The 25705-nt window shown below is 47.7% G+C and carries 25 protein-coding genes, 1 tRNA gene and 2 pseudogenes; 23 read left to right on the forward strand and 5 right to left on the reverse strand.

Translation table 11 applies throughout. From position 1 onward, the window contains the following. Positions 1 to 14 precede the first annotated feature (14 nt). The 4 genes from P771_RS0107435 to P771_RS0107450 all read left to right on the forward strand — a co-directional run bounded on the left by P771_RS0107435 (position 15) and on the right by P771_RS0107450 (position 2903). Positions 15 to 827, forward strand: coding sequence for a phosphoribosylformylglycinamidine synthase subunit PurQ (locus tag P771_RS0107435; RefSeq protein WP_028574653.1), 813 nt, complete (start codon positions 15 to 17; stop codon positions 825 to 827). Then, positions 814 to 1305 (forward strand): tRNA adenosine(34) deaminase TadA, encoded by a 492-nt coding sequence (gene tadA / locus P771_RS0107440; RefSeq protein WP_244147305.1) that lies wholly within the window; start codon positions 814 to 816, stop codon positions 1303 to 1305. The genes P771_RS0107435 and tadA overlap by 14 nt, the downstream gene beginning before the upstream one ends. 35 nt (positions 1306 to 1340) lie before the next feature. Continuing rightward, positions 1341 to 1433 (forward strand) — tRNA-Ser (locus P771_RS0107445). Between the two features lie 264 nt (positions 1434 to 1697). After that, positions 1698 to 2903 (forward strand): class I SAM-dependent methyltransferase, encoded by a 1206-nt coding sequence (locus tag P771_RS0107450; RefSeq protein ID WP_028574655.1) that lies wholly within the window; start codon positions 1698 to 1700, stop codon positions 2901 to 2903. Positions 2904 to 3180: 277 nt separating this feature from the next. Here P771_RS0107450 and P771_RS16855 read toward each other — a convergent pair whose 3' ends face one another. Next, positions 3181 to 4638, reverse strand: coding sequence for a phospholipase D-like domain-containing protein (locus tag P771_RS16855; protein WP_051617185.1), 1458 nt, complete (start codon positions 4636 to 4638; stop codon positions 3181 to 3183). A gap of 188 nt (positions 4639 to 4826) precedes the next feature. Between P771_RS16855 and P771_RS0107460 the strand changes: the two genes are divergently transcribed. Then, complete coding sequence (locus P771_RS0107460) at positions 4827 to 6104, forward strand: PAS domain-containing sensor histidine kinase (protein ID WP_028574656.1); 1278 nt, start codon at positions 4827 to 4829, stop codon at positions 6102 to 6104. Positions 6105 to 6243: 139 nt separating this feature from the next. Here P771_RS0107460 and P771_RS0107465 read toward each other — a convergent pair whose 3' ends face one another. The 4 genes from P771_RS0107465 to P771_RS0107480 all read right to left on the reverse strand — a co-directional run bounded on the left by P771_RS0107465 (position 6244) and on the right by P771_RS0107480 (position 12290). Then, entirely contained in the window at positions 6244 to 7512 is a 1269-nt protein-coding gene (locus P771_RS0107465) for an EAL and HDOD domain-containing protein (RefSeq protein WP_051617186.1), read from the reverse strand. 250 nt (positions 7513 to 7762) lie between these two features. Then, on the reverse strand, positions 7763 to 8977 hold the full coding sequence (locus tag P771_RS0107470) for a response regulator (protein WP_028574658.1): 1215 nt from the start codon (positions 8975 to 8977) through the stop codon (positions 7763 to 7765). A 48-nt stretch (positions 8978 to 9025) separates the two neighbouring features. Continuing rightward, complete coding sequence (locus P771_RS0107475; protein ID WP_028574659.1) at positions 9026 to 10888, reverse strand: SLC13 family permease; 1863 nt, start codon at positions 10886 to 10888, stop codon at positions 9026 to 9028. Between the two features lie 28 nt (positions 10889 to 10916). Further along, positions 10917 to 12290: a sigma-54 interaction domain-containing protein gene (locus P771_RS0107480; RefSeq protein ID WP_422614946.1), complete on the reverse strand. Its 1374-nt coding sequence runs from the start codon at positions 12288 to 12290 to the stop codon at positions 10917 to 10919. A 451-nt stretch (positions 12291 to 12741) separates the two neighbouring features. Between P771_RS0107480 and P771_RS0107490 the strand changes: the two genes are divergently transcribed. The 18 genes and pseudogenes from P771_RS0107490 to P771_RS16865 form a co-directional block, all read left to right on the forward strand. Further along, complete coding sequence (locus P771_RS0107490) at positions 12742 to 13080, forward strand: cytochrome c (protein WP_028574661.1); 339 nt, start codon at positions 12742 to 12744, stop codon at positions 13078 to 13080. A gap of 129 nt (positions 13081 to 13209) precedes the next feature. Then, a complete protein-coding gene (locus P771_RS0107495) occupies positions 13210 to 15411 on the forward strand; it encodes a molybdopterin-containing oxidoreductase family protein (RefSeq protein WP_028574662.1) in 2202 nt (733 codons plus the stop codon). After that, complete coding sequence (locus P771_RS0107500) at positions 15411 to 16151, forward strand: 4Fe-4S dicluster domain-containing protein (RefSeq protein ID WP_028574663.1); 741 nt, start codon at positions 15411 to 15413, stop codon at positions 16149 to 16151. The genes P771_RS0107495 and P771_RS0107500 overlap by 1 nt, the downstream gene beginning before the upstream one ends. Position 16152: 1 nt before the next feature. Continuing rightward, positions 16153 to 16860, forward strand: a complete 708-nt coding sequence (locus tag P771_RS0107505; protein WP_028574664.1) for a formate dehydrogenase subunit gamma — start codon at positions 16153 to 16155, stop codon at positions 16858 to 16860. Between the two features lie 165 nt (positions 16861 to 17025). Beyond that, positions 17026 to 17427: a rhodanese-like domain-containing protein gene (locus P771_RS0107515; RefSeq protein WP_028574665.1), complete on the forward strand. Its 402-nt coding sequence runs from the start codon at positions 17026 to 17028 to the stop codon at positions 17425 to 17427. Between the two features lie 36 nt (positions 17428 to 17463). Next, positions 17464 to 17949, forward strand: a complete 486-nt coding sequence (locus P771_RS0107520; RefSeq protein WP_028574666.1) for a rhodanese-like domain-containing protein — start codon at positions 17464 to 17466, stop codon at positions 17947 to 17949. A gap of 84 nt (positions 17950 to 18033) precedes the next feature. Next, positions 18034 to 18570 (forward strand): rhodanese-like domain-containing protein, encoded by a 537-nt coding sequence (locus P771_RS0107525; protein ID WP_271121210.1) that lies wholly within the window; start codon positions 18034 to 18036, stop codon positions 18568 to 18570. Positions 18571 to 18622: 52 nt separating this feature from the next. After that, positions 18623 to 19279 carry a molecular chaperone TorD family protein gene (locus tag P771_RS18270; RefSeq protein WP_084301741.1) on the forward strand — a complete coding sequence of 219 codons (657 nt, stop codon included), beginning with the start codon at positions 18623 to 18625 and terminating at the stop codon, positions 19277 to 19279. A gap of 310 nt (positions 19280 to 19589) precedes the next feature. Then, positions 19590 to 20786, forward strand: coding sequence for a YeeE/YedE thiosulfate transporter family protein (locus tag P771_RS0107545; protein WP_028574669.1), 1197 nt, complete (start codon positions 19590 to 19592; stop codon positions 20784 to 20786). Positions 20787 to 20808: 22 nt separating this feature from the next. Beyond that, entirely contained in the window at positions 20809 to 21054 is a 246-nt protein-coding gene (locus tag P771_RS0107550; protein WP_028574670.1) for a sulfurtransferase TusA family protein, read from the forward strand. A 3-nt stretch (positions 21055 to 21057) separates the two neighbouring features. Continuing rightward, on the forward strand, positions 21058 to 21345 hold the full coding sequence (locus P771_RS0107555; RefSeq protein WP_028574671.1) for a hypothetical protein: 288 nt from the start codon (positions 21058 to 21060) through the stop codon (positions 21343 to 21345). Positions 21346 to 21410: 65 nt separating this feature from the next. Further along, entirely contained in the window at positions 21411 to 21584 is a 174-nt protein-coding gene (locus tag P771_RS18895) for a hypothetical protein (RefSeq protein ID WP_153304077.1), read from the forward strand. Between the two features lie 21 nt (positions 21585 to 21605). Then, complete coding sequence (locus tag P771_RS0107565; protein ID WP_028574672.1) at positions 21606 to 22061, forward strand: hypothetical protein; 456 nt, start codon at positions 21606 to 21608, stop codon at positions 22059 to 22061. 57 nt (positions 22062 to 22118) lie between these two features. Next, the gene (locus P771_RS0107570) at positions 22119 to 22439 is read left to right on the forward strand and encodes a DsrE family protein (protein ID WP_035244011.1); all 321 of its coding nucleotides are present in this window, start codon (positions 22119 to 22121) and stop codon (positions 22437 to 22439) included. A gap of 398 nt (positions 22440 to 22837) precedes the next feature. After that, positions 22838 to 23137, forward strand: a complete 300-nt coding sequence (locus tag P771_RS0107575) for an IscA/HesB family protein (RefSeq protein ID WP_028574674.1) — start codon at positions 22838 to 22840, stop codon at positions 23135 to 23137. A gap of 940 nt (positions 23138 to 24077) precedes the next feature. After that, positions 24078 to 24263 carry a hypothetical protein gene (locus P771_RS0107590; RefSeq protein WP_028574676.1) on the forward strand — a complete coding sequence of 62 codons (186 nt, stop codon included), beginning with the start codon at positions 24078 to 24080 and terminating at the stop codon, positions 24261 to 24263. A gap of 32 nt (positions 24264 to 24295) precedes the next feature. Continuing rightward, a pseudogene (locus tag P771_RS0107595) lies at positions 24296 to 25369 on the forward strand (molybdopterin-dependent oxidoreductase); the annotation flags it as partial. 70 nt (positions 25370 to 25439) lie between these two features. After that, positions 25440 to 25705, forward strand: a pseudogene (locus P771_RS16865) (hypothetical protein); the annotation flags it as partial.

A 25705-nucleotide genomic window follows, 5' to 3' on the forward strand; every position in this document is an offset into this window, starting at 1 on the left:
TCTAAGAGTAAATCATGACAAAGGTAAAAACCCTGGTGGTCACCGGCTACGGAACTAATTGCGAACGGGAAACTGCCCATGCAGCCAGGCTCGGAGGAGCTGATACCGTGGATATCTGCTATTTCTCGGACCTGGTGGTTGGCAAGAGCAAGCTCAATGATTATAATTTTCTTATTTTTCCTGGAGGCTTTCTCGACGGAGACGACCTCGGAGCAGCCCAGGCTGCAGCCCTGCGCTGGAAATACTCATCAACTGATCAAGGTTCCAGACTAATTGATGATTTAAGGGCATTTTATGATTCCGGCCGGATCATCCTGGGCATCTGCAATGGATTCCAACTTTTGGTCAAACTTGGACTGCTCCCGGCAGCCGGAGGCAAATCCTTTGAACGCCAGGTCAGTTTAACCCACAATGATTCAGCCAGGTTTGAAGATCGGTGGGTTCACCTCAAGGCTAATCCAGACTCGCCGTGCGTTTTTCTCAAGGGGATTGATTACATATTCCTTCCTGTCCGTCATGGAGAGGGAAAACTGGTCACCAAAAACGACCAGCTCATGGCTGATCTCGTATCCCAGCAGTTGATCGCCCTGCAGTATATTGATCCCAGAACCAAGGAACCCACCCAGGAGTATCCTCTGAATCCCAATGGCTCACCATTGGCCATAGCCGGGCTGACCGATCCCACCGGACGAGTACTGGGCCTTATGCCGCATCCAGAGGCATTCAACCATCCCACCAACCATCCGGCATGGACCAGAGGTGCAAGATCCACTCCGGGCACTGAAATCATTGCCTCAGGGATCAGATACCTGCGTGGAGGATTCTGATCTGACCAAACTTGACTGGCCATACCTTATGGGTCAGGCACTGATCCAGGCCGGATCAGCGGCCGAAATGGGGGAAGTCCCTGTGGGGGCCCTGGTGGTGGACACCGGCTCCGGCCAGATCTTGTCCAGGGCTCACAATAACTGCATCAAACTTAATGATCCTTCAGCCCATGCCGAAATCCTTGCCATACGCAAAGCAGCAGAGGCCAGACAGAACTATCGCCTTGCCAACTCGGTCCTGGTAGTCACCCTGGAACCCTGTCTTATGTGTGTTGGAGCCTTGATTCAAGCCAGGCTATCCGGGCTTGTCTTCGGAGCAAGGGACCCCAAGGCAGGTGCTGTAATCTCTCGTCTTGACATAGTGGAACTACAGTGGGTAAATCACAAATTCTGGTTTATTAACGGCTTGTTGGAAGATGATTGCTCTTTGCTTCTCAAAAACTTTTTTCAGAACAAGAGAAATCGTTCCGCCTGCTGATCAGGTCTTTCACAGCACTTTTTTTAGCATGGTCCGGAGAGGTACCGAAGTGGCCGTAACGGGGGCGACTCGAAATCGCCTTGTCCCTTAACCGGGGCACGTGGGTTCGAATCCCACCCTCTCCGCCAACCTGTCTTCCAGCTGGCTCATCTTTTCCCAATCTTCTGCTCTGATAAATCCCGTCTATTCACTTATCTCCAGCAACTTTACGTATAGCCTAAGAAGCCGAATATCTCTATCTTCCACAAAAATTCCCCAAAATGTGACCACCTGCCCCAATGACCTGTTGACTAACCCGCTTGGAACATTAACTTCATGTGAACTGACTGAACTGGAAACAGTCAAGATCCAAAACCACAGAACCCAATTCAGGGTGAGCAAAGAAGGAGGCAATGACTCGATTAGACATCAACTGTCTGGCAACACTCAATTTTATAATTAACTGGAACAGCAACCAGGCCTTACACCAGGAGATTTACCTGGCCAGAAAGGTAAACCTCTGGAGGGACATATTTCCTCCAGGCATGAAGGACGGACTCATGGACCTGGAAAAGGGCAAGTCAATATCCTTGGACTATGCTCCTGGCCAGGCTGTTCCAGCCCGTAAACCCAGTGATAACATAAACACCCTTTGCAAGAATTTCACTGCCCGCAGGTTCCAGGGCAGATCAATAACTCCCAGACCAGGACGCTTCTATCCCCGCGGAATGCTGGGAGGAGTTCATTTTTTCCCTCAGGATCAAAGACCCTGCCGGGTCCTGTCCATAGATGACAAGACCATTTCTTCAGATCTGGCCCACCCCCTGTCTGATTACCCTTTGAGCATAAAAGTCAGGCTGGAGGACTTGGCCCAAAACAATTGTGAAACCGGTGGCAGGCTGAGCCACTGGATGGAGGAGATCCTGGGAACAGGACCGGGCATGCAGGCCGGAACAAAGGATGGGGCAACAGAATACATCTCCCTTGGGGCCCTGGATCGAACCGACCGCACAGATGATCAGCTTTTCTATAAAATGCCCAGACTCATCAACCATATTGATGCCCAGGCTGATAAATTCCTGTGCCATGAGTATGGAAATCGCCTTAAACCCGGAATGAGGATTCTGGATCTTATGGCCAGCATGAATTCCCACCTGCCATCAGAGCTGGAGGCAAAAGTGGACGGACTAGGTCTAAACCAGAAAGAAATGGATGCCAATACCCGGCTGAGCAATCGTATTGTCCACGACCTGAACCTGAATCCTGAACTTCCATTTGCCAACGATTCATACGATGCTCTGCTCTGCAGCCTGTCTATAGAATATGCTGTTAAACCCTATCAACTGGCCAGAGAAGCAGCCAGGGTCCTTCGTCCGTCAGGCGTTTTCATGATCGGATTTTCCAACCGCTGGTTTCCGTCCAAGGTAACCCGAATATGGCAGGAACTACACGAATTCGAACGGATGGGACTGGTTCTGGACACCCTGGATCAGACCGGACATTTCAAAGACCTGGAAACCGTCAGCATTCGCAACTGGTGGAGACCGGAAGATGATCCGCACATTGACAAAACATGGCTCAGCGATCCTATCTACCTGGTGGCAGGCAAAAAAAAGTGAGCAGTCCAAGACTTCATTCCAAGCCCTCAATAGCTTGTCCTTAATCTGCAGCGGACTATGAAGAAAAACAGGCACACTGTCGCTGAACCAAAACCAAGTCAGTATTTTCTTTATAGCTGAAGACAAAAATCAGCCGAAAAACGAACTCAAGGGGCAATACCATGAACTGCTGATGAACAATTTTTAATGACCACGGCAGTTCATGGTCCTGACAATCAATTCAGATCCACAGGTTTTGCCCCTGATATGGGCGGCCATCTGCAGTTCACACCCTCAATCAATAGGTGCACATGCCACTGGCCTCCTGGAACCTGTACAGGAGATACTTAATCCTGCTCTCATCCTTGGCAGCATCATAATCCAGAGTATATTTGCCCCCTTTGTTGAACCAGATCCTGTCAAAATAACCCTCTACATCCCTGGATAAAGTCGAGTCCGGCCGGGTTTTGATCCAAAGATCCAATTCTAGGTTGTAATTATCAAGATTCCTGGAGGTCAGGTTGGCTGACCCGGCCATGAGCACAAAAGACTCTGCCCGTTTGACCGCCACCAGTTTGGAATGAAACTGTTCACCGTTGGTCTTGTACCACCGGACATTCAAATTATCTCCAAAACAGGGATCAACGGCCAGGTCCAGGGCAGCGTGCCTGTTGGGGATACCATACTTTTTCATTCCAAAGGCGTGCTCACTGGAGTCCAGGATTATCCGCACTTCAACCTTTCTCCCTGCTGCCTCTTTAAGTTCTCTTATGATTTGGCGATGGGTAAGGTAAAGCATGCCAACCATGATCAGATCTCCTCTGAAAGAATCCTGGATCTCCCGGATCAATCGATCTTTGATCTTCTTTTCTGTAAGCAGCTGGATCTGGTAACGTGATTCACACTCTCCTGCTGTATTGCCCTGGGCAGCAACAGGCCTCCCAGCACTCTTTTTTGCTGAGCCCAGGGCAGGAAACCCTGAAAAAGCTGCCACTGCATGTTCAGCGTATTCCGCCTCCCTGGCAGGAGCTCCTTTGATGATGATGGCTATATTGGAATGCAGACTGCTGGGATCATGGGGATTGGCTGATGTGACGACTGCCGTATGCGAGTCAACCACCAGGACCTTGCGGTGGTTGGCCTTGAAGTTCAGAGATCTGAACAGGGCCGACAAGGTGATTGTTCTCTGGGGATGCCCAAAAGGATGAGGAATCAAACCTTTTCCGAAACCAGGAAGCCAGGACAAAAACATGCGATACCATGTTGAATAAAGCGGATTTGGATCACGCAGCCGGTCCAGGTCGGTAATTACTGTCTTAACTTGGTGGGATTCCAGCCGGTTTAGAATGGGTGAAGCATAGGAACGATAAAAACAGTTTATTTCATCAGTGATGAGCATCACGTCCAGACCCTGATCAGCCTTGGTGCACAATAAATCAGTCAGGCTGGTGCTGTTGGGTCTGTGGTCTGGTTCCTGAGCATTCCGACCATGGTCGGTGTTATACAAAAACATATCTGCCAAGACTTTGTCTTGAGCAGACTGGATCAATGCAAACATTTCCGGATGAATACTTTCTTCAAAAACCAGACTGCCCTTTTCATCTTCATAGCGCAGATCGTAAATAAAACGGACATCCCCAGGCCAGACATTATAGACTATGCTTTGGTAATCCGTTCCCGGGGGCATGGACTTGAACCTGTGCCGGATGAAGACAGCCAGATAAATAAGACATAGAATAGTTGCCAGTATGAGCATTATCCCAAATACAATAACTAGGGTTCAGATCCAAACCTGATATACTTCGGGATCAGGTATAATCGTATACCAGGTCGAAATCGATAACTGTTGACTAATCTATTGAATTTTGATCAGAATATACACCTAAGAACACCCTGGATCACCAGTGGATAATATCTTTAAACTTTAATAACACTCATCATCCCATGGATAAGAACAGCAAACCATCTGCCCTAGAAAAAAAAATTGACCAGGGTCTGATTACCGGATCACCCGATTATTCCGGCTTAAACCCCCAGGAAGCTCTCCAGGCTGAACGAGACATACTGAAGTCCATAATGGCTGCTGCACCCGTGGCCATCATAGTTTTTGACCAGCAGGCCAGAATCCTGGATGCAAACCGGGTTGCCATGGATATGTTTCAGTCTAATCAAAAAATGATCCCAGACGGACGATGCGGAGATTTTATCAATTGCATCCACCGCCTCAGCCATCCTGAAGGATGCGGATATTCCATTCATTGTCCTTTATGCGAAATTGATTCAGCAATCAAGCAGGCCCTTAAGGATGAAACCCCCATATCCGGCATGGAGACTCATATCATCAGAACTACTGAATCTGACCCGGAAAAAATCTGGGTCAGATTCAGTGCTGAACCAGTGGTCCTTCTGGGCAAGCCAAGTCTCATAGTGGCCATGGAAGACATCACCGACCGCAAGTTGGCCGAAGAAGAGATCAAACTAAAAAATGAGCAGCTTGAAACTGCCCTTGCTGAAAAGGAAAAGCTTTTTTCAATTATTGCCCACGACCTCAAATCCCCCTTTTCAGGTTTTCTTGGCATAACCGGACTCATGGCTGAAGATCCTTCCCGCTTCACCTTGAATGAACTTCAGGAACTGTCAGCCCAGCTCAATCAGTCAGCAGAAAACCTCTATGACCTTCTGGTCAATCTTCTGGAATGGTCCAGCATGAGAAGAGGATTGATTGGTTTTGAACCTGAGCCCTGCTCCGTGCTGGAGCTGATCCAGTCAAATCTCAAGCTGTTTAAGACACTGGCTGGACAAAAAAGCATCCAATTATCCAAACATATTCCTGAAGACATAGTAGTGATGGCTGACAGACATCTTTTGAGCACAATCCTTCGCAATCTTTTATCCAATGCCATTAAGTTTACAGGTCAAAACGGAAAAGTTTCAATCTCTGCTCAAAGCTCTGATGAAGGGCTGCAGGTTACAGTAACTGACACTGGAACTGGAATACCTGCCATGATCCTGAAAAATATGTTCACCTTGAATCGCCAGACACCCCATCCGGGAACTGAAGGAGAAAAGGGAACAGGTCTGGGTCTTCTCCTGTGCAAAGAGTGCGTTGAGAAACACGGGGGGAAAATCTGGGCGGAAAACTTACCGGACCAGGGGGCTGCTTTTCACTTTACCCTGCCGGTCAATAACCACAGGACTGAGCAGCCAGCAGATATCAGCTGACATTTCCTGGATCATGAGTCAGACACCATGGCCGGGATGTTGAGGACCAAAACACCCCAACCCAGCTGCTTTGACTATCCTGGGAATAAGCAGGCTTTTTTCCTGGAGTGGGATATTGCAGGCCAGAGAAAAAGAAAGCTTAGCTCATTTCAAGAAATCGTTTGGCCCAGACCGTAGATTCATTCATGATCAGCGCTGTTTCTTCAGATGACAGCCCGGTCTGTCTCAAAAGGCGGGCTGTATCCATCCACAGTCCGTGTTCGCAGGAAAGAGCCAGATCCAGCCATTTCTGCAGCTCAGGGTCCTTGCCTTTGAGGGCTTTGGAAATCCTTGGTTCAAGAGATATTTTTTTCAGGACTTCTTCCATGGGCTGGGAGAGAAGAGCGTCAAGGCAGGAAAAAAGGCCCATCAGAAACATGGACCCGGAAGAAACAGGAAGGCCTGGACTCCTGTTGCCCACACTTTCCAAAAACCTTGCCCGCTGTAGAGATAAAAACAAGAGTTCCTGACCCTTTGGGGTAGAATTAATTTCTGCCAGAATTATTATCTGCAGCCAGGTTGATATTCTCTGCTGACCCAGCATGGCCACAGCCTGGGAAATGGATCTGATCTTGAAGGCCAGTCCCATTCCAGCAGAATTGATCAGCCGAAGCAGCCTGTAGCTGAGCGATACATCGGTTTTGATAATATCCGCAATCCCTGCAAGGTCAAGGTCATCAGAACCAAGCAGGTTGATCAGGTTCAACTTTGCCAGCTGACTGGCATTGAGCTTTTTTCCAGTCATAATCCAGGGTCTGCTGAAAAAAAAGCCCTGAAAAAGATCAAAGCCCATATCTCTGGATAAATCAAACGCCTTGAAATCCCCAACCTTCTCAGCCAGCAGAATACAGTTAAATTTCCTTAAATCCCGGACCACCCTAACCAGGTCAGCAGCTGGCAGGCCGCTTATATCCACCTTGACAATGTCCACCAGCTCAATCAGGGGCTCAAGACCGGGCAGGCCAGTATAGTCATCCAGGGCCAAGGTATAACCCTGGTCCTTCAGGTGGCGGCACATCCGGATAATTTCCTCATCAGGACTGACAGTCTCCAGAATCTCCACCACTGCCAGCTCGGCTGGCAGGGCCAGAGGAGAACCCCGCAAAAGCATGGACTGGGAGTAATTGATCAGAACCTTCTGGTTGGGAGATAGCCATTCTTCTGCCATGCCAAAGCCATCGGCAATGACCTTGGAAGTGGCAATGTCACCATCCTCATAATAAGCTGAGTTGACGTCCTGGCTATGACGGAAAAGAAGTTCATATCCCCAGATCTGCATATCCCGGTTAAAAACGGGTTGCCTGGCTACATAAACCGGCTCAAAAGAGGGACTGGTCTGGTCCAGGTCATTGTCGCGGCCAGAAGACATAGGTTACTGCCTGTAATCAACCTTTGCTGCTGTAGGATTAGGAAGTTCGGAAATGATATCAGCCAAAAAACACATAGAAAATATTTCAGCAGCCCTTATTTTTGTAAAGTCAACCTTCTTGTAAACCTTGCAGATTTTTGTAAACTTTTATGTAAACCTCTGCAGATATCAAGGGAAAGAACCCGGCCAACTCCACCCTGATCCCCAAGGAGAGTGCGCCGGGGAGACTGGTTCAGGCATGAAATAGATATTATGCAATCTGTGATGAACGTTTTTCATATGCCTTTCGGATTGCTTCGGTCAGCTCCCTTATGTCCACAGGTTTCTGGAGACAGGCAAAAGCCCCCAGATCAAGACAGGTCTGCAGGTCTTCATCGTACCCTGCTCCAGACAGGATGATCACCTGAACCTTGGGATGACTTCGCCTGATGTGCCTTAGCACCTGAACCCCGTCGATCTCCGGCATCTTAAGGTCAAGGATGACCACTTGGGGTTCGTCCTGGTCAATGAGCTCCAAAGCCTCTTCTCCATCGTAGACAACCGCTGTTCCCATCTCGCGCATCCTCAAACGCTCGGACAGGGTCCGGGCAAACCTTTGCTCGTCATCCACCAGAAGGACCCTGGCCGGGGATTCAGATTCAAAGGGACGGTAAACATCTGTCTGAAACATATCCGGTCCTGACTGCACCTCAATTTCCATGTCTCCGGCAATGTCGGCTACAATACCTGAAATCTCCTTTTCCAGTCTTTCTGGTCTCAAGATATTTTTGTCCAGCCTGACCTGAAGTTTTCCATCCCCAATATTCACCCTGACAAACCAGCCCTTAAGGGCCATGCCGGCTTCAATTTCAGCACTTAAGGCAAAATTTTCAGCTGCCTGGATGGATTCCCTGGTGGGCAGGGTTGCTGCTTTCTTAGCATAGGACCTGATCAGACGGGAAACTTCCGGGATGGTATATTTTTCCATGGAAATCAGGATGTCATACAAAGATGACTGCCAGGGGCCCTGATGGACCACGTATTCTGTCCAGCGATATCTGCTGGCATCTTCCTGGGCTATTAGCTTTTTCAGGCCACCAGAATCCAGACTGTGTTCCTGCCCGGCCACCTCCAGACGGTATTCCATGTCAGCCATGAGACATACCTTAAGCACATGGGTTATTTTTTTGGGGATAAGGAACCCTCCAAAGCCCATGGCCACAAGGTCCTCTTCCAGCAGGCAGGAGGCCAGGACAGCCTTATAGCAGGCAATGCACCGTTCCTTTTCCCGGGTGAAGGCGTTAAAGACGGAACTTTTGCCATAAAGGGACCGGTAGAATTTATCCTCGGAAATATTATATCTGGAAGCAGCTCTGGAAATAATCTGCCTGTCCCTCAGTATCTTCATCCTCAACTCACCAGCTAAGTTGGTGGCTACTTCCTCTTCCCGACAATATGGAGCGCTGAAAATGGTTATTACCGGCATAATGGCTTATCCTTGGAATTTTTTAAAGCTTCTTGGTTATTCGATAAATCAGAACATTATGTTCAACACCACCAGAGACACCACCAGAAATATCATGGTCATAATCCACCCTGCCCGCATAAAATCAGCGTTCTTATAACCTCCTGGCCCCATTACCAGGGCATTGACCTGATGCGTGGGGATAAGAAAAGAATTGGAAGTGCTTATGGCCACGGTCAGGGCAAACATTGCAGGATCAGCACCTGCAAGCACGGCAATGTTTACAGCCAGCGGAACAAGCAAAATAGTAGCTCCCACGTTGGACATGAGCAGGGTGAACACAGTTGCCAGTACAGCCACAGCCCCCTGAAGAACCCAGACCGGGACATTCCCCATCAGGTTGATGGTCTGAATGGCGACCCAGGCCGCAGTTCCAGTGGACTCCATGGCCAGACCCAGGGGAATCAGACTGGCCAGGAGAAATACCGACTGCCAGCTGACTGATTTATATGCTTCATCCATGGTCAGAACACCTGCCACGATCATGGCAATGGCCCCGGACATGAGGGATACTGAAAGACGAAGGTCACTGAATATGACCAGGCCAAGAGTAATAAGTGAAATGATGACCGCATGGGGAAGCTTTTCATGAAGGATGACTTCGTGGGGAAAATCAGATGAAATGACCACAAAATCAGGATTTTTTTCCATGACCACCAGGTCTTCCCATAGACTATGCAGAACCAGGGTGTCGCCTGCCTGCAGAGGAAGGTCCCTGAGATTTCCCCTGATGACCTGTCCTCCCCGGTTGACTGCCAGAACACTTGTGCCAAAAGTCTTGCGCATCCTGATGTCCTGAAGGCTCTTGCCGATCATGTGCGAGCGCGGAGGAACCACCACCTCAGAGATTCCTGCAGTTGCCGAAGACAGTACTTCGGCAAAATGGCGAAGCACCCCGAAACATTTTAGTTCCATTCCCTTGCAGATGTCCTGGACTTCTTCCCGGTTGCCCAGCAGCCCCAGAACCGCTCCAGTTTCTATGATTATGTCGTGAGCCGGTGAAATACGCATATCCCTGTTCTGGTACAAACCAATAACAGCTACCCTGTGTCCAAAGAGGCTTTCCGCTTCAGACACTGTCTTTCCCTTTAACGGACTGTCCTGCTGGACATGGACTTCAAAAATATCTCCTTTAAGTCCATATAATTTTCGAAAATATTCGACAGTTGAAAATCCCTGTTCCTCACTGCCTTTTCTGGCCGGTAGGACGTAGCGGCCAAAAATGGTGAAATAGACTACTCCGGAAAAAATCAGGGCCAGACCTATGGGGGTTACATCGAACATTCCAAAGGTCTTCATGGGTTCAACATTATCAGGCAAGGATGTATTGGAGGCCAGAATAAGGTCATTAAGAAGGATCAGAGGACTTGAACCGATCAGAGTCAATGTTCCTCCGAGGATGGCACAGAAAGCCATGGGCATAAGCATCCTGGACACGGGCAACTGGGTTCGCAGAGATATACTCTTGATCACAGACATAAAAAGGGCTGCAGCCCCGACATTCTGCATAAGTCCGGAAATAACCCCTACAGTGCTGGAAATAATCGGTACAATGCGCTGTTCTGTACTTCCTCCCCAGCGTAGGATCATCAAGGCCAGCTTGTTCATAAGTCCGGTTTTTTCCAGAGCCTTGCCAAGGATGATAACCGCAATAATGGATATTACCGCATTACTGGCAAATCCACTGAAAAGCCTGTCCCCGGGGACCAGTACAGGACCGCCGGGTATCAGTCCCACCAGCCCGATGATCATCATAATCGTTACAGCGGCCACATCCACCCTGACCAGTTCTGATATGAACAGAATAATAGTCAGCCCCAGGATTCCCAGGACCCAGATCATCTCAGGAGTCAAAGCCAGTGTTTCATGCATGATTGATTGTTTATCCTCCCCTAACTTGCTAAAAAACAATATCTTTTTTCAGGTCAATCCCGTATTTGCGCATCCGGTTTAATACAGTTACCCGGTTTATCCCCAGGATCCTTGCTGCCTGAGACTTGTTCCCTTTGCTCTGGCGCAGGGCATCAATAAGCTCATTCTTCTGGTTCAGATCAACCGGTCTTCCCAAAGAACTGTCATCAGGCCCGGGAGCGGACTTAGCTGTCAGATTGTCAGGCAGATGATCCGGGGTAACCAGGTCGGTATCAGCAACAACAAAACTGTACTCCAGGGCACTTTTAAGCTCCCGGACATTTCCAGGCCATGAATAATCCATAAAAATCTTCATGGCCTTTGGACTTAATCCTTTTACCTTTCCTTTACCGGCCTTGGACAGTCTTTTTATAAAAAAATCCACCAGGTGCGGGATGTCCTCTTTTCTCTCTCTCAGGGCTGGAAGATGGATGGGAATTACATTGATCCGGTAAAAAAGATCTTCTCGAAATTTATCCTGTTCTATAAGTGAGGGCAGATGCTTGTTAGTCGCCGTAATGAAGCGAACATCCACAAAGACCGAACGGCTCTCCCCCACCCTCTCGAAAGTCTTGTTTTCCAGAACCCGGAGAAGCTTGACCTGAACCGGCATGGGCAGATCCCCGATCTCATCCAGAAAGATATCTCCTTTATTGGCCACTTCAAACCTGCCTTTACGGTGCTGCACAGCACCGGTAAAAGCTCCCTTTACATGGCCAAACAGTTCTGATTCCAAAAGAGACTGGCTAAGGGCAGCGCAATTGACCTGAACATAAGGTTCCTTGGAGCGGGGACCAAGTTCATGAATCGCCCTGGCCACCAGTTCTTTTCCGGTTCCTGACTCGCCAAAAATAAATACCGGGAAATCGCTTTGGGCGGCTTTCTCAATCAGCTGAAAGACCTTGCGCATCCTGCTGGAATGCCCCACCATCCCATGAAACACGGTATCCTGATCAAGCATCCTGGAGAGCTGCTGAACCTTGGTGTCCAGAACATCCAGTTCAGATATGTCCGTCATGATTTCCACCGAGCCAAGGGGTCTGCCGTCATCATCATAGAGTATGCTGGCTGTTTTGAACACAGTGACATATGATCCGTCCTTGCGCATTATATGACACTTTTTCTTGAGAATCTTTTTCTTTTCAAAAAGCCTGCACCAGTGATCCGAGGACGTCTTTCTCATTATTTTGCAGGCATCACACTTAAAAATGGTGCAGGGCTTGTCCAGCAGCTCTTCTCTTGAATAGCCGGTGATATCTTCCAGAGCTTTGTTGACCATCTGAACAGTACCGTCCTCAGCCACCACCAGGAGCCCTTCATGCATGATCTCAACTATATCTTTGCAATAGATATTAAAACTTATGGGCTTCACTATATACTCCTTTTTTATTCTCCAGAAAAACACCTGGCCTCAAGCCAAACCTCCCGGTCCAGCCGGGTCTCCATCTTGGTCGGATTCCAACACTGGCCAGCAATCGCTTTTTGAAATTATCCTGTTTTCATCCCGGGTTCAAAGCAGTCTCAAGTCCATCATAGGTGATTAATCACCTGTTTAAATACACCTGTTTTAATTTAAACACAATACCCAGCTCAGAAATAATGCCTCAAAAAAACAAGTAGTTAAATTAATGCTTGTCCGTCAGGACTTATGGCATGCTTCGTGCTGTTCAGTATATCAGGAGATTCATCATGATCAGAAGAGAAATTTTAATGATCTTGTGTATACTCACAATAAACATGTTGCAGCATATCTGACCATGAGATAATCCTGAACCAAAGTCCTGTTTTGACCAATTTCAAGCAAGGAGGAGAAAATGAAGAAGATGGTAATCATGTCTATGGCGGCAATAATCTTTGCCACTCAGGTAGGTATTGCCCTGGCCATGCTGGACGGCAACCCCAGGAAGGGACGTTTTCTGTTCCGTCAGGAGTGTCGCCCCTGCCACATGGAAAACCCCATTGGCGCAGTTCCTGCTCATTATCTGGGCCCTGATGCCAAGCGCCAGGCTGAATGGCTGGAGGTCTTTGAAAACAAGGAAAACCTGCCCTGTTATGAGCACTGGAAGGATATGCCCGAGGCCGATCTGACCGACATACTGACTTATCTGCATGGTGGAGCTGCCGACTCGCCGACTCCTGAACGCTGCGGCTGATATTCAACCTAAAGCTGAAAATTCGCCTGGGTCCGGCATGTTACCGGGCCCGGGAAACCACGATGATTTTAAGAATAACCTGACAGCAAGCATCAAAAGGGCGAATTCTAGCCTGGAAAGGAGTTATTGATGAAGGACAAAATGCCTCCCCTTAGCAGGAGGAAATTCCTGAAAACCAGCCTGGCTGCAGCAGCCATAAGCTCCGGCGCATCAGCACCTCTGGTCAGGTCACTGGTTCCCGGGGTTCATGCTGCTGGCTCCCGCCCGGCAAAAGGTGAGTATGAGTCTCATTTCACTGCCTGTGACATGTGTTTTAACCGATGTGGAATGATCGCCAGGGTCCGAAACAATGTAATAGAAAAAATCGATCCCAACCCGAAATTTCTCAAGTCCAGAGGAATGATCTGTGCCAGGGGAAACGCAGCAGTCAAGCATATCTACGACCCAGACCGGCTCAAGTATCCCCTTAGAAGAACAGGTAAGCGCGGAGAAGGAAAATGGGAACGGATCAGCTGGGAAGAGGCCCTGGATTATACTGCTGAAAAGATGCTGGAGATCGGAGAAAAGTATACCAGATGCGGGATGATGTTCATTCCCGGTTCTGACATGCAGTCCCAGTTTGTCCACAGGTTTGCAGAGGTTTACGGCTCATACAACATAACCTCCCATGAAACCCTTTGCCTGCTCAGCAAAAACAGAGCCTACCTGGATACCATCGGAGAAGTACCTTATCCTGACGTACTTTTCAGCAAGTATGTTATAATTGCTGGAGCCAATCCTTTTGAGGCATTTATCACCCCTGACACCATTGATTTCTTCGAGGCCAGGAAAAACGGATGCAAGATCATTGTCCTGGATCCCAGGTTTACCAAAACTGCAGCCATGGCTGACGAATGGTACCAGATCAAGCCTGGTACTGACATGGCCTTCTTCCTTGCCCTGTGTCATGTCATTGTTAAAGAAGAGCTCTATGATGCCGAAGGTTGCTGCCCTAAAATGACCTATGGCTTTGACGAATTTTTCCTGCACATCCAGCAGTACACTCCGGAGTGGGCTGAAGCCGAGTGCGGCATCTCTGCCCAGGATATTGTCAGGATCGCCAGGGAGATCACTGCTGCTGCACCTGCAGCCATGGTCTATCCTGGCCGCAGGACTTCGGACTACAAAAATTCTACCCAGATCAGACGCGCCATGGCCATTACCAATGCTTTGCTGAATAATTTTGATAAGCCTGGAGGCTTGCTGGCTCTTCGCGAAGTCGGGGTCAAAACCCCATACTATGACATCCCCTGGTACGACGACAATCCCTTTGACCGAGTGGAAGCCGGCCTGGTTCCAGGACTTATCGACCATGAGGGATCATTCCAGCTCATGCGCGAAGCCATAATTTCAGGTGAGCCCTACCCCATCAAGGGATGGTTCAATTTCAAGACAAATTTCATGCAGACTGCAGCCAATCGGAACAAGACCCTGGAGATGATGGACCACCTTGAATTTATCGTCAATATTGACATCGCCATGACTGACACGGCCTGGTATTCGGATGTGGTTTTGCCCGGGGCAAGCTTTCTGGAAAGAAAAGATCCGGTTTCAGGACTTCAGGGATCATCAGCTTGCGCCTGCGCCGTGCTTCGTGACCCGGTGGTTCCGGAAATGTTTGAGTCAAGATCCCCATTCTGGATCTGCCAGGAGCTGGCCAAAAGACTTGGCCTTGGTGACTCTTTTGACTTCACCATTGAAGAGTACCGGGAACAACAGGTCGACGGCCTGGATGGAGCCATGGAAGCAATGTTAAATGATGGGGTTTACTATAACCCCAGCAAAGTCTACGGCATCTATGCCGGTTCTCCTCTGAAAACCCTTTCCGGGGTCAAAGAGATCTACAACCAGCGTTACGCCCGCTCCGGGGTGGACCCCATGCCTGTTTACAAGCGTCCGGATATGCCCTCAGAAGACCAGTTCAGGCTGGTGGTGGGCAGAACCGCCTTTTTTACTCACGCTCAGACCAACAATGAACTGCTGACTGAATTCATGGAAGAAAACGTCTTGAACATGCATCCAGAGCCTGCCCTAAGGCTTGGCCTTCAGGAGGGAGATCTGGTTGAGGTGTCCAGCAGGGCAGGAGCTGGCAGACTCAAGCTTGAACTGACCGAGGGAATTGAAAAGCAGACCGTGTATATGGCCACCGGGTTCGGAGCTTTATCTCCGGGCATGAGCCTGGTCCATAATAAAGGGGCCAGCATAGCCGAAGTACTGGAGGATTATCACGATGAAATATCGGGAAACATGGCCATGCATGAAACTCTTGTCAGCATAAGGAAGGTGGCCTGATGAAGAAAAAATACTGCATGGTCATTGACTCCTCAGTCTGCATCGACTGCAAGGCCTGCATGGTCTCCTGCAAGGTTCAGCACAATCTGCCCAGAGGGCACTGGCGTAACTGGATCAAGCATACTGATCCCGACTTCACCATGGGCAAACACACTTTTGTTCATTTTCAGCCCGGAGGATGCATGCAGTGTGACAACCCCACCTGTGTCTTCGCCTGCCCCAGCGGCGCTACCTTCAAAGACGAAGAAACAGGCATTATCCACGTCAATGAAGATCTGTGCATTGGTTGTGGCAATTGTGTTAAGGCCTGTCCCTATGGAGCCAGGTACAGACATCCCACCAAGAGGGTCCCTGACAAATGCGATTTCTGCAAACAACGCCTGGATATGGGATTGTTACCGGCCTGTGTGGACACATGTCCAACCAAGGCCAGGACCTTCGGAGACCTGAACGATCCGGAGAGCGAAGTTGCCAGACTGGTCCGGGAACACCAGACTGTGCGCATCACCACCCAGCCGGTGGATACTAAACCCAATATGTTTTACCTGGCTCAGACCATGCCTGTGGACTGGCCCGGACCTGTTGAATATCCCATGGCCCATCGGGCCATGACCGGACTGGTCAACCCCCTGGTCAAAGTAGCAGTTGGTCTGTCCGGACTCGGAGTTGCTGCCATGTTCCTGAAACAGATATTCACCAGCCCTGAATCCTCCCAGCAGGACAACAAGGAGGAGGTGTAAAATGAACACCAGAATGATTCACAGACATGACCGGGCAGCTATTTTTATCCACTGGTTCAATGCATTGTGCTGGATATTCCTGACCCTGACCGGACTCGGACTGATAAAGAATGACCAGATCAATCCCGTTGGGGCCTGGTGGCCCAGTCTCATGCGAACCATCTTTGGCAGCGGCGAGACTCTGCTGACCTTTCATATCTACACCGGCTTGATCTGGGCTGCTGTTTTTCTAATCTACATCATCATCAGACGAAAACAGACCACAGACTTTCTAAAGGAAATATTTTCCATAAATCCCACCTGGGATACAGCCTGGATGATCAAGAAAAACATCCAGCTCACCCTTGGAAAGGGTGCTCTGAAGAAAATGGGCATGACCACTGACATTCCACCTCAGGGATTCTACAATGCAGGACAAAAACTCTTTGCTCAGCTGACGGTCATTGCCGGACTTGTCCTGGTTATAACCGGAGTGATCATGTATATCTCAACCATTATTCTGAACAACCCCACTCCAGTGGCCTGGTCCAGGACCATCCACTTTCTCATGGCCGGGCTGGCCTTTGCCGGGCTGCTGGTCCATATCTACATGGCTGCTGTATCAAGGGAGGAAAGGCCGGCTTTTAAATCCATGTTTTCCGGTGTCGTGCCTGAAGACTATGCCAAACACCATCATGAACTTTGGTACAATGAACTAAAGAACAGATAATCATTGGCTCGATACGTCACTTGGACCAGCTTTATCAAATCCTAACTTTAGTTGTTGATTAAAGTCATGGGGAATACCGGGTCAGCCTGCTCGAAATGCCATCTGCAGCTGATCTGATTATCCTGCAAGTAAAAACCAAAGATTCTTAACACAGGAGGAGCCAAAATGAAAATCACTCTCAAAAATTTTATGCCACTATTATTCATCCCTGCCCTGATCATATTGTTTCTGGCCGGATGTACAGCCAAGGAAGGCCCAAGGACAACCTATGATTCTGGTAAGATACCCACTGTGGATGTGGAGTTTGATCCAACCCAGGTTCCCAAACCATTTCACACTATTGTAGGCATTGACTTTGTAAAGCCTATCGTTTGCGACAACCTCTTACTCCAGGAGCCAAGAACAGATGTGCTTCTTATTGATTCAAGACCTAAACGCCCCCGCTACGACAGAGGACACATCCCTTCGGCCATCAGCATCCCTGACAGCCAGTTCAGTGAAATGACTGACCTGCTTCCTGAAGATAAGTCAACCCTGCTGATCTTTCACTGCCAGAACCTTGCCTGACCCCTTAGCCACAACTCCGCCTGGAAGGCGGAAGAATTGGGTTACACCAATGTTGTAGTTTATGCATCTGGAAATGTTGAATGGGACAGCAGATATATTTCCTGGACAATTGAAGATATTACCCCATCCGAACCCGCGCCCGAGGTTGTCAGAGAAGCACCTCCTGCTCCTGCACCTGTTTCTGACATTAAAGAAGGTCCATTTGAAGGTTCCATTGACAATGACTTCTTTGTTGAACTCATGGCCACAAACCCTGAGAGTATCCAGCTGATAGATGTCCGTTCTCAGCAGGAATTCGGCAGCGGGCATATTCTTTCTTCCATTAATATGACCGTTGACCAGCTTCAAGAAAACATTGATTCTTTTACTGATGAAAAGCCCATTGTATTCATCTGCTCCACCGGAGCCAGAAGCGGGGAAGCATACTATCTTTTCCTGGATCGTCGCCCGGACCTGCAGAATGTATATTATGTTGATGCTGATGTTTCCTTTACCCCGGATGGAAGTTTCACCATAGAATAAGAAGCTTCTTCACCACCTCCGATGGGGGCCCTGTCCCGGATCACTCTGGACTCTATCCGGGACAGGGCCCCCAAAAGGCGAATAATGGAAAAATCGATTTTCAAAACTATTTGGCTGAGCATTTTTCTGGCTCCTTTCTTACTTTTTATTCTTTCGCCCCATGTTGCTGCAGAAACTGCTGAAGGATGGTGGGATCACGCCCAGAGCGTGGCCCAGAGAGAGGGATACCAGGTAATCACCTCCAGCCAGCTCATGGAGCTTTACCAGGATACCCGCGAATTTGCAGCAATAGACAACAGATACTCCTATGAGTACCATGGTGGCCACCTTCCAGGAGCCATAAATGTCCCCTTTGATCTCTCCCAGATCCAGTCCTTGTCCTCTGATAAAAGGTCCCAGCTTCTGGAAGCCATGGGTCCGGACAAAGAAAAAATAATTGTCATGTACTGCAGGGACTTCAGGTGAATTCTGAGCGGAATTGCCGCCAAATGGGCCGTGCGCCTGGGATATGAAAATGTTTTTCGCTACACTGCCGGAATTAAGGCCTGGAAACAAAACTTTCCAGACATGATTGAAGGTGCTCAATCCCCTGAAAAAGATGAGCTTCAGGGAACTGAATAAGGCAGAAAATCCCTGTTTCTGCCAAAATCTCATTTTTAATTAAGATGGGACCATGAACTACTCAAGAGATTACTTTACTTTGTCCGACCGCAACCAGTCCCTGATCAAAAATGCTGTCAGGCTGCTCATCAGAATCTTCTGGACCCAGGACGGGCGCAAAGACTGGGCTGAAATCATGCATGACTCCCAGGATGTCTGGAGGTCCATGCATAACATCCCAGGCTTGGAAAAAACCATTGTCAACCACACTGTTAATCAGCTTCTGGGAAAATACTCTCCCTTTGTTCTCCAACAAGAAATCGAAAGCGAGTTCGTAAGAATATTTGTCAACACCAGGGGTGGTGTCAGTACCCCTCTTTACCACTCCTGCTATTATGATGATCAGAAACTGCTCATGAAAAAACCAGCTCTGGAAATGTTCGAGATGCTTGAACACGCAGGGATAACTCTTGGTCCGGACATTGGTGAGCCTCCAGACCATCTGTGTATTGAACTGGAATACCTCTATTTTCTCCTGAATCATGGAACACAGAACTCCAATCAGGAAATCCAGGATCATGTCAGGGAGTTTGCCAGGGATTTCATGCTCCCCTGGATAACCAGACTGCAAAAGCAAATCCCTGACAGCGGACCTGCTCTGTTTTTCACCCATTCAGCCCAGGCCCTGGTTGATCTGCTGCGCTTTCTGGGTCAGGTCGACCAGACATAATTTTTCTGGATGCAGAATTCACATATCAATCTCCTCTGTTAACCGAACTTATCCACCCTGATCCATTTTTCAGTCCTGAAATCCTGCCATTTTCCCTGACAACCGGATTTTTCCGATAATCTTTGTCCTGCCTGGACCAGATTTAAAACCAGCCTGTTCATTTACACATGCTTAATCACTTTTACACCTTACAGTTTAACTCAAAAAAATAATCCTTAAAAAACATAGCCTTAAAAGGATCACAAACTTGGAACAATGGTTGCTAAATAAAGGACAGGACTGATCTGACCTAACCTACAAGGAGATTAAATTGGCCGGAACATTTTGGCAGAGCATTAAAGAAGAGACTCAAAGGAGCTATTCTTCAATCTTTGAAAGCAGCTGGCCGGGATGGCTGGCTGGAATATTTCTGGCAATCCTGGCCCTGATGATCTTCATGTGGCACAGCCCCTGGGGTATTACAGCCGGTTTCCGGAACTGGGGCGACTGGATAATTTTTGGTTTGGGCCTAAGTACTGAAAGACCTGTCCCTCCGTGGCTCAGTACCACATCCGTAACAAACCTGGGCCTTCTTGCCGGAGCCTTTGCCTCTGCTTTAATGGCCCGTCAATTCAAAATCCGCAGTGCGCCGGCCTATGAATACCTTAAGGGAGCAGTTGGAGGAGCCTTTATGGGAATCGGAGCTGCACTGGCGGCTGGCTGCAATATTGGCGGGTTCTACAATGCCATTGGCATGTTTTCCATGGGCGGATATGCCATGATGATCGGACTTGGCATCGGGGCCTACATCGGACTTCGGTTTCTTATCTGGGAACTTGAAAAGTTTCCTCAGCAGGCAGCAGGCCCGCCCAAGATTAAAAAACCCCAAGCCAAACCCATGATCAATTGGGGTCAAGTCAGTCCTTTTGCTGGAGGAGCTGTTCTGCTCATGGTTGTGGCAGCCTTTTATCTGTACTCTGCCCAAGGTCACACCCAGCTGGGAGGACTCTTCTTTTTCGGAACCCTCATCGGAATCACCATGCACCGGTCAAGAATGTGCTTTGTCCGGGCCTTCAGAGAACCCTTCATGACCGGCGATGCTGAGATGATCCGGGTCATAGCCATGAGTCTGATGATATACGGTATGGGTTCAGCCGTAATAAAATGGAGTTATCTGCAGCCGGAAATGATGGGTGTATATCATCCTTTCTGGCTAGGCAGCCTTACCGGTGGAATCATCTTTGGTTTCGGCATGCTCCTGGCGGGCGGATGTGGAACAGGATCGCTTTGGAGGGCCGGAGAAGGTCACACCAAATTAATGCTCACCCTGGTCTTTTTTTCCATCTTCAACTCTCTGGGATACAGGGTTGTTCACCATACCGGACTGACTGAAAAAATCGGCTCAGGCATATTCATGCCGGAAGTATTCGGCTGGGAACTGGCCCTTCCCCTGTACATGCTTTTTCTTCTGGCCTGGGTGTTTTGGGCAGTATGGAATGAAAAAACAGAAAAATTTGTTGTATTCTGAAACACTTCAAAGGAGAGACAAAATGGACCCCACTACTATCAAGGCTGACCAATTTCTGGACACCAGCGGACTCAGCTGCCCAATGCCTTTATTAAAAACCAAGAAGATGCTCAAAGAATTGGCTCCGGGACAGATCCTGCATATCCTGGGAACCGATCCTGGATCAAAAAACGATATCCCGGATTTTGGAAACAAGAACGGAAATGAATTCCTGGGCATGTATGATGCTGATGACGGTTCAACCAACTATTTCATAAGAAAGGGCTGAGTTATGGCCGGAGTCATCGTCATCATCAAAGACCCTGAACAGCACTATGAGGGACTAAGAACCAGCCTGGGTTTGCTGCTGCATGCCGCAGAAGTATCAATGGTTGTCCTGGACCACGAAGTCGCTGACATGAATGAGGCTTATCAGGATAATATGGGTTTTCTGGATGAAATGGAAGGACAACGGTTTTCTAATAACCAGGAAAATATTGATAAATACGGATTCCAGCCCCTGGACAAAGATATTCTGGTCAAGCTGATCAACCAGGCAGATACAGTAATCCCGTTTTAGCTAAAACAAGCCGGACCAGTTAACTAATCAGGAAATTGGCGATTCATTTTAGCATTGGAGGCAAAATGACCACCCTGCACATTCTAAAGTCTGAACCTGACCAGTTTGTCAGGGATCTGATCAAAACAGCCTGCAAAGACCGCAAATGTAAACAAGTGGCCCTGTTTAAAAAAGATACTGACTGGGAATTGGTGCTTAATGAAATATTCGCTGCAGACAAAGTCATCTGCTGGTGGTAGCAGCCCTCAAGGAGCTTAATTATGGGTATGGACAAAAATGTGGCCACAGCCATCGTTTTGGAGCGCTGCAATTGCTACGATTCTTCTCTTGAAGCTGCAAAAAAAGCTCTTATGTCTGGTGATCTTCCCCATGACCAGATCCAGGCAGCCAAAGAGGTGATCATCTCCCTGGGCAACTTCTACCTAAACCAGCAATGCCTGGAGAAAATCATGGAGTGCTGCCGCCTGCTTGAAAAACACCCCACTGAGCCTGACCAAGAAGTCCATGACCTGGAAGCAACTATTCCCAGGGACCTGTTTGAACTGTTCAAAGCCACCCAAGCTGTTCCAGAAAACCAAACCAAGACCATACATCAGCTGATTGCTGAAGCCCTGACCCTGCTGGTCCTGGAATATGCTCAGCAACCTGAAGTGAAAAAAAAGATCCTGGAAAACGCTGAGAGCCGGTTTGCCAAGTATTCCAGCTCCAGTGAGTGATTCCTGCATCATATTTCGGGGCTGTTTCCATCTGCTAAAAAAAGGAGAAAGATCTACATGCATCCTTCATTAACTGGGAAAAAGCTGGGAATCCTGGTCAAAGATGACAAGTATCTGGACCAGGTGGTCAATTTGACCAGAACAGCCCATCAAAAGGGAATTGAAGTTCGAATATTTTTTACCGGCAAAGGTGTCCTTCTGACCCAGAAAGCTGATTTTGAAGCCCTGGTCGGAAAGGCCCGGCTGTCGGTCTGTGATGTAAGCTTCCGGGGTTTTGGTTTGTCAGCTGACGTTCCCGGGCTTAATTTCAAAGACTTTGCCACTCAGGCCAAAAACGCAGAGATGGTGGATGAGTGCGACAGATATGTTGTATTCTGACGTTTTTTAAATACCAGATATTTGGCCATATCTCTATAAGCTGGATTAACCATTTTCCAGGCCTGCCTCAACGTCCTCAGCCTTTATATAGGGTTTAATTGCACCGTAGCATCAAAGTTAAACTCATCATATTTCATATATCTTTATTAAAGTATTCATAGCAATACTTTAATACATTTCTTTTCAATGCACCAACAACCAGCCATTAATTAAATTAATACATTTTACGCTAAACCATAAATCTTACATTTAAATTGAAATATAAGATACTAAACAGGGCATGCAATTGCCAATTCCAATGCGCGATCCTATTTAGTTAAGTGCAGCAGGGTGCATTATTAGTATTGACTATTGATTCTATCATGTTTATGATACAATAAATTAAGGAGGATATTACAATGATTGACTTAACAGATTCGGCTAAGGATCAACTGGTTAAATATTTTGAAAACAATGAGCCATCTCCTATCAGAGTTTACCTGGCAGCTGGATGCGGTGGTCCAAGGCTGGCCCTTGCATTGGATGAAAAAAAGGACAATGATGCATTTGCAGATGTTAAAGGTTTCCAGTTTCTGGTTGATAAAGCTCTCCTGGAGACAGTCTCACCTATCGAAATAGACCATACTGAAAGCGGTTTTATTATTAATTCAAGCCTAAAGGTAAATCAAGACGGTTGCTCTTCATGCACCTCATGCTGAGATTTAACTCAGCAACCTCAGATTATTGAATAAGCTGCACGGCTTATTTTATACCCACTTCTGGGCTGAGGCCTGCATAATCAACCACACCAACTGAACAAAAAACCTTTACACCAGGCAGCACCTTTTAACCGGAATAGCTTACTTGACTTGCCCGGGGACAGGTGCTGCCTTTTTCCTGATCAATTTCAACCCAACTGGCACAGTTGCCAGTCCAGAGCCTGCTTCACACCTCCATCTCATTAAAATCATTAATTAATACCAATCTATCCCCCCGTAAAGAACCGTTATTAATTTAACCTGTCTGGGATGAGCAGCCTCCTGAAACCTGGGTAATCAGTCCATTTGAGTCTGAGCCAACCTTTTTCTTTTCAAAAGGACAGCTGGCTGTGCTTTTTTGCCGATACCTAGTCATCTGCAAAAAGTTTATTCAATCCTTGCCACTGACACAGGATCTATAAAGTCAAATTAGTGCACAAAATTTTAAAAAAATATTGTAATTAAGATATTATAATCTAATGATTTTTATTTAAGTTTTACAATATTTTTTCTGCTGGAAAATATCCTCTAAATCCAACGTAAGATTACTATCATTTCTATTAATAATAAATATAGGTATAACCAATTAAGATTAAATTCATAGATTTATCCCTTTAATATCAATATTTTAAATATACTCTAAACAGAAATAGGACCTGATTTTTAGAGGATTAATCAAAGTCTGGCCTAAAAAAGTCTGCCTGCTGGTCAGAGTGTCTTTAAAAGAATCACCATCAAAAAATTGTGCGGTACTTTGAATTTTTAAAATGCTTTGACTTTTTCTCTTAACCTGCCAATTCGTTAGATCATGCATCGCCTTAATGACCTGAGCCCAAGGATAGGGCTTACCGGTCCATGGCTCTACTACAACGCTCACCCTTATCATGATTAGGACCTTACCATGTTAAATTATTCAACTCCCTTTTCAGGACTGGGGTTCGATCTAAACAAAGCAGAAGAATTGTGCCTGGAAAATCTTTTTTTCAGGTTTGAACACAGTGACAGACTTATCTTTGAATATGCAGACTATACTCCCTGGGGATTTGAGCTTCTGATCCAGCTCAACAGGGAGACTGGGGGCAGTTAACACTAACCAAACTACAAACTACAGGAGGAATCATGAAGTTAGGCCGAAGAGAGTTCATTAAGTTATCGGCAACAGCTACCGCAGTAACCGCCTTTGGGGGACTGGGCTTCAACTTAAAGCCCACTGTGGCCAAAGCCCAGCTCCTTCAGATCAATTGGGCCAAAGAAAGCACCACCATCTGCTGCTACTGTTCAGTCGGCTGCGGAATGGTCGTGCACACCTCAAAAGAAGGTCAGGGAAGAACCATCAATGTTGAGGGCGATCCTGACCATCCCATTAACGAAGGCTCACTCTGTTCCAAGGGTGCCTCAGTCTTTCAACTGGCTGAAAACGAGAACAGACTAACCAAGGTCCTTTACCGGGCTCCTTACAGTCATCAATGGGTAGAAGCCCCCTGGAACTGGGCTATTGACAGAATTGCCCGAAAAATCAAGGAAACCCGCGATGAGACCTTTGTCAAGACCAATGCTCAAGGCCAGGTGGTAAATCGTACCGAAGGCATAGCCCACGTTGGGTCTGCTGCTCTGGACAACGAAGAATGCTGGTATCTCCAGGCATTAATGCGCAGTCTGGGCCTGATATATATAGAGCATCAAGCCAGGCTCTGCCACAGTTCAAGCGTTCCATCCCTTGCTGAGTCTTTTGGTCGAGGGGCCATGACCAACCATTATAATGACCTCATGAACAGCGACTGTATCCTCATGATGGGTGGTAATCCGGCCGAATGTCATCCTATTTCATTCAAGTGGATATTAAAGGCCAAAGAAAAGGGTGCTGTGCTGATCAATGTTGATCCAAGGTATAACCGCACTTCAAGTTTGGCTGATATTTATGCGCCTTTGCGCTCAGGAAGTGATATCGCCTTTCTGGGAGGCATGATCAATCATATTCTGGAAAACAACCTTTTCTTCAAGGAATATGTAATAAACTACACCAATGCCTCATTTCTGGTTAATCCGGATTTCGGGTTCAAGGATGGTTTATTTTCAGGCTGGGATCCAGAAAATAAGGTCTATGACCGGTCCACTTGGACGTACCAGATGGATGATCAGGGAGTCCCTAAAAAAGACCCGAGCCTGAATAATCCCAACTGCGTTTTCCAGCTTCCCTCTGTGCCAATGAGAGTGAGACACCGACCATTTGAGAATTTAAGCAAGGGCGGTTAAGGTGGCTCACATGATGCACAAGAAGAATGAACATGATGTTTTCAAGTTAACCCCTGGCAGCTGCCAGGGCAGTCCCACCCCCTTCCGGAAGGGGGTGGGAAACGGGAACCAAAACGATCCTGAGGTGGTTCCCAAGAAAAAAAGACGTTATTACACCGCCAACTACAAGCTTCGCATCCTCCAGGAGGCTGATGAGTGTACCAGCCAAGGCCAATTCGGAGCCCTGCTGCGCAGAGAAGGTCTTTATCACTCAAACATCAAGAGGTGGCGGGAGCA

The organism is Desulfonatronovibrio hydrogenovorans DSM 9292, assembly GCF_000686525.1.
Classification (GTDB): Bacteria; Desulfobacterota; Desulfovibrionia; order Desulfovibrionales; family Desulfonatronovibrionaceae; genus Desulfonatronovibrio; species Desulfonatronovibrio hydrogenovorans.

Excerpts from the sequence above, each read along its gene's own strand:
- P771_RS0107435 (WP_028574653.1), top strand. The coding sequence starts at position 15 with ATGACAAAGGTAAAAACCCTGGTGGTCACCGGCTACGGAACTAATTGC.
- P771_RS0107450 (WP_028574655.1), top strand. The coding sequence starts at position 1,698 with ATGACTCGATTAGACATCAACTGTCTGGCAACACTCAATTTTATAATT.
- P771_RS16855 (WP_051617185.1), bottom strand. The coding sequence starts at position 4,638 with ATGCTCATACTGGCAACTATTCTATGTCTTATTTATCTGGCTGTCTTC.
- P771_RS0107460 (WP_028574656.1), top strand. The coding sequence starts at position 4,827 with ATGGATAAGAACAGCAAACCATCTGCCCTAGAAAAAAAAATTGACCAG.
- P771_RS0107465 (WP_051617186.1), bottom strand. The coding sequence starts at position 7,512 with ATGTCTTCTGGCCGCGACAATGACCTGGACCAGACCAGTCCCTCTTTT.
- P771_RS0107470 (WP_028574658.1), bottom strand. The coding sequence starts at position 8,977 with ATGCCGGTAATAACCATTTTCAGCGCTCCATATTGTCGGGAAGAGGAA.
- P771_RS0107475 (WP_028574659.1), bottom strand. The coding sequence starts at position 10,888 with ATGCATGAAACACTGGCTTTGACTCCTGAGATGATCTGGGTCCTGGGA.
- P771_RS0107490 (WP_028574661.1), top strand. The coding sequence starts at position 12,742 with ATGAAGAAGATGGTAATCATGTCTATGGCGGCAATAATCTTTGCCACT.
- P771_RS0107495 (WP_028574662.1), top strand. The coding sequence starts at position 13,210 with ATGAAGGACAAAATGCCTCCCCTTAGCAGGAGGAAATTCCTGAAAACC.
- P771_RS0107500 (WP_028574663.1), top strand. The coding sequence starts at position 15,411 with ATGAAGAAAAAATACTGCATGGTCATTGACTCCTCAGTCTGCATCGAC.
- P771_RS0107505 (WP_028574664.1), top strand. The coding sequence starts at position 16,153 with ATGAACACCAGAATGATTCACAGACATGACCGGGCAGCTATTTTTATC.
- P771_RS0107515 (WP_028574665.1), top strand. The coding sequence starts at position 17,026 with ATGAAAATCACTCTCAAAAATTTTATGCCACTATTATTCATCCCTGCC.
- P771_RS18270 (WP_084301741.1), top strand. The coding sequence starts at position 18,623 with ATGAACTACTCAAGAGATTACTTTACTTTGTCCGACCGCAACCAGTCC.
- P771_RS0107550 (WP_028574670.1), top strand. The coding sequence starts at position 20,809 with ATGGACCCCACTACTATCAAGGCTGACCAATTTCTGGACACCAGCGGA.
- P771_RS0107555 (WP_028574671.1), top strand. The coding sequence starts at position 21,058 with ATGGCCGGAGTCATCGTCATCATCAAAGACCCTGAACAGCACTATGAG.
- P771_RS18895 (WP_153304077.1), top strand. The coding sequence starts at position 21,411 with ATGACCACCCTGCACATTCTAAAGTCTGAACCTGACCAGTTTGTCAGG.
- P771_RS0107565 (WP_028574672.1), top strand. The coding sequence starts at position 21,606 with ATGGGTATGGACAAAAATGTGGCCACAGCCATCGTTTTGGAGCGCTGC.
- P771_RS0107570 (WP_035244011.1), top strand. The coding sequence starts at position 22,119 with ATGCATCCTTCATTAACTGGGAAAAAGCTGGGAATCCTGGTCAAAGAT.
- P771_RS0107575 (WP_028574674.1), top strand. The coding sequence starts at position 22,838 with ATGATTGACTTAACAGATTCGGCTAAGGATCAACTGGTTAAATATTTT.
- P771_RS0107590 (WP_028574676.1), top strand. The coding sequence starts at position 24,078 with ATGTTAAATTATTCAACTCCCTTTTCAGGACTGGGGTTCGATCTAAAC.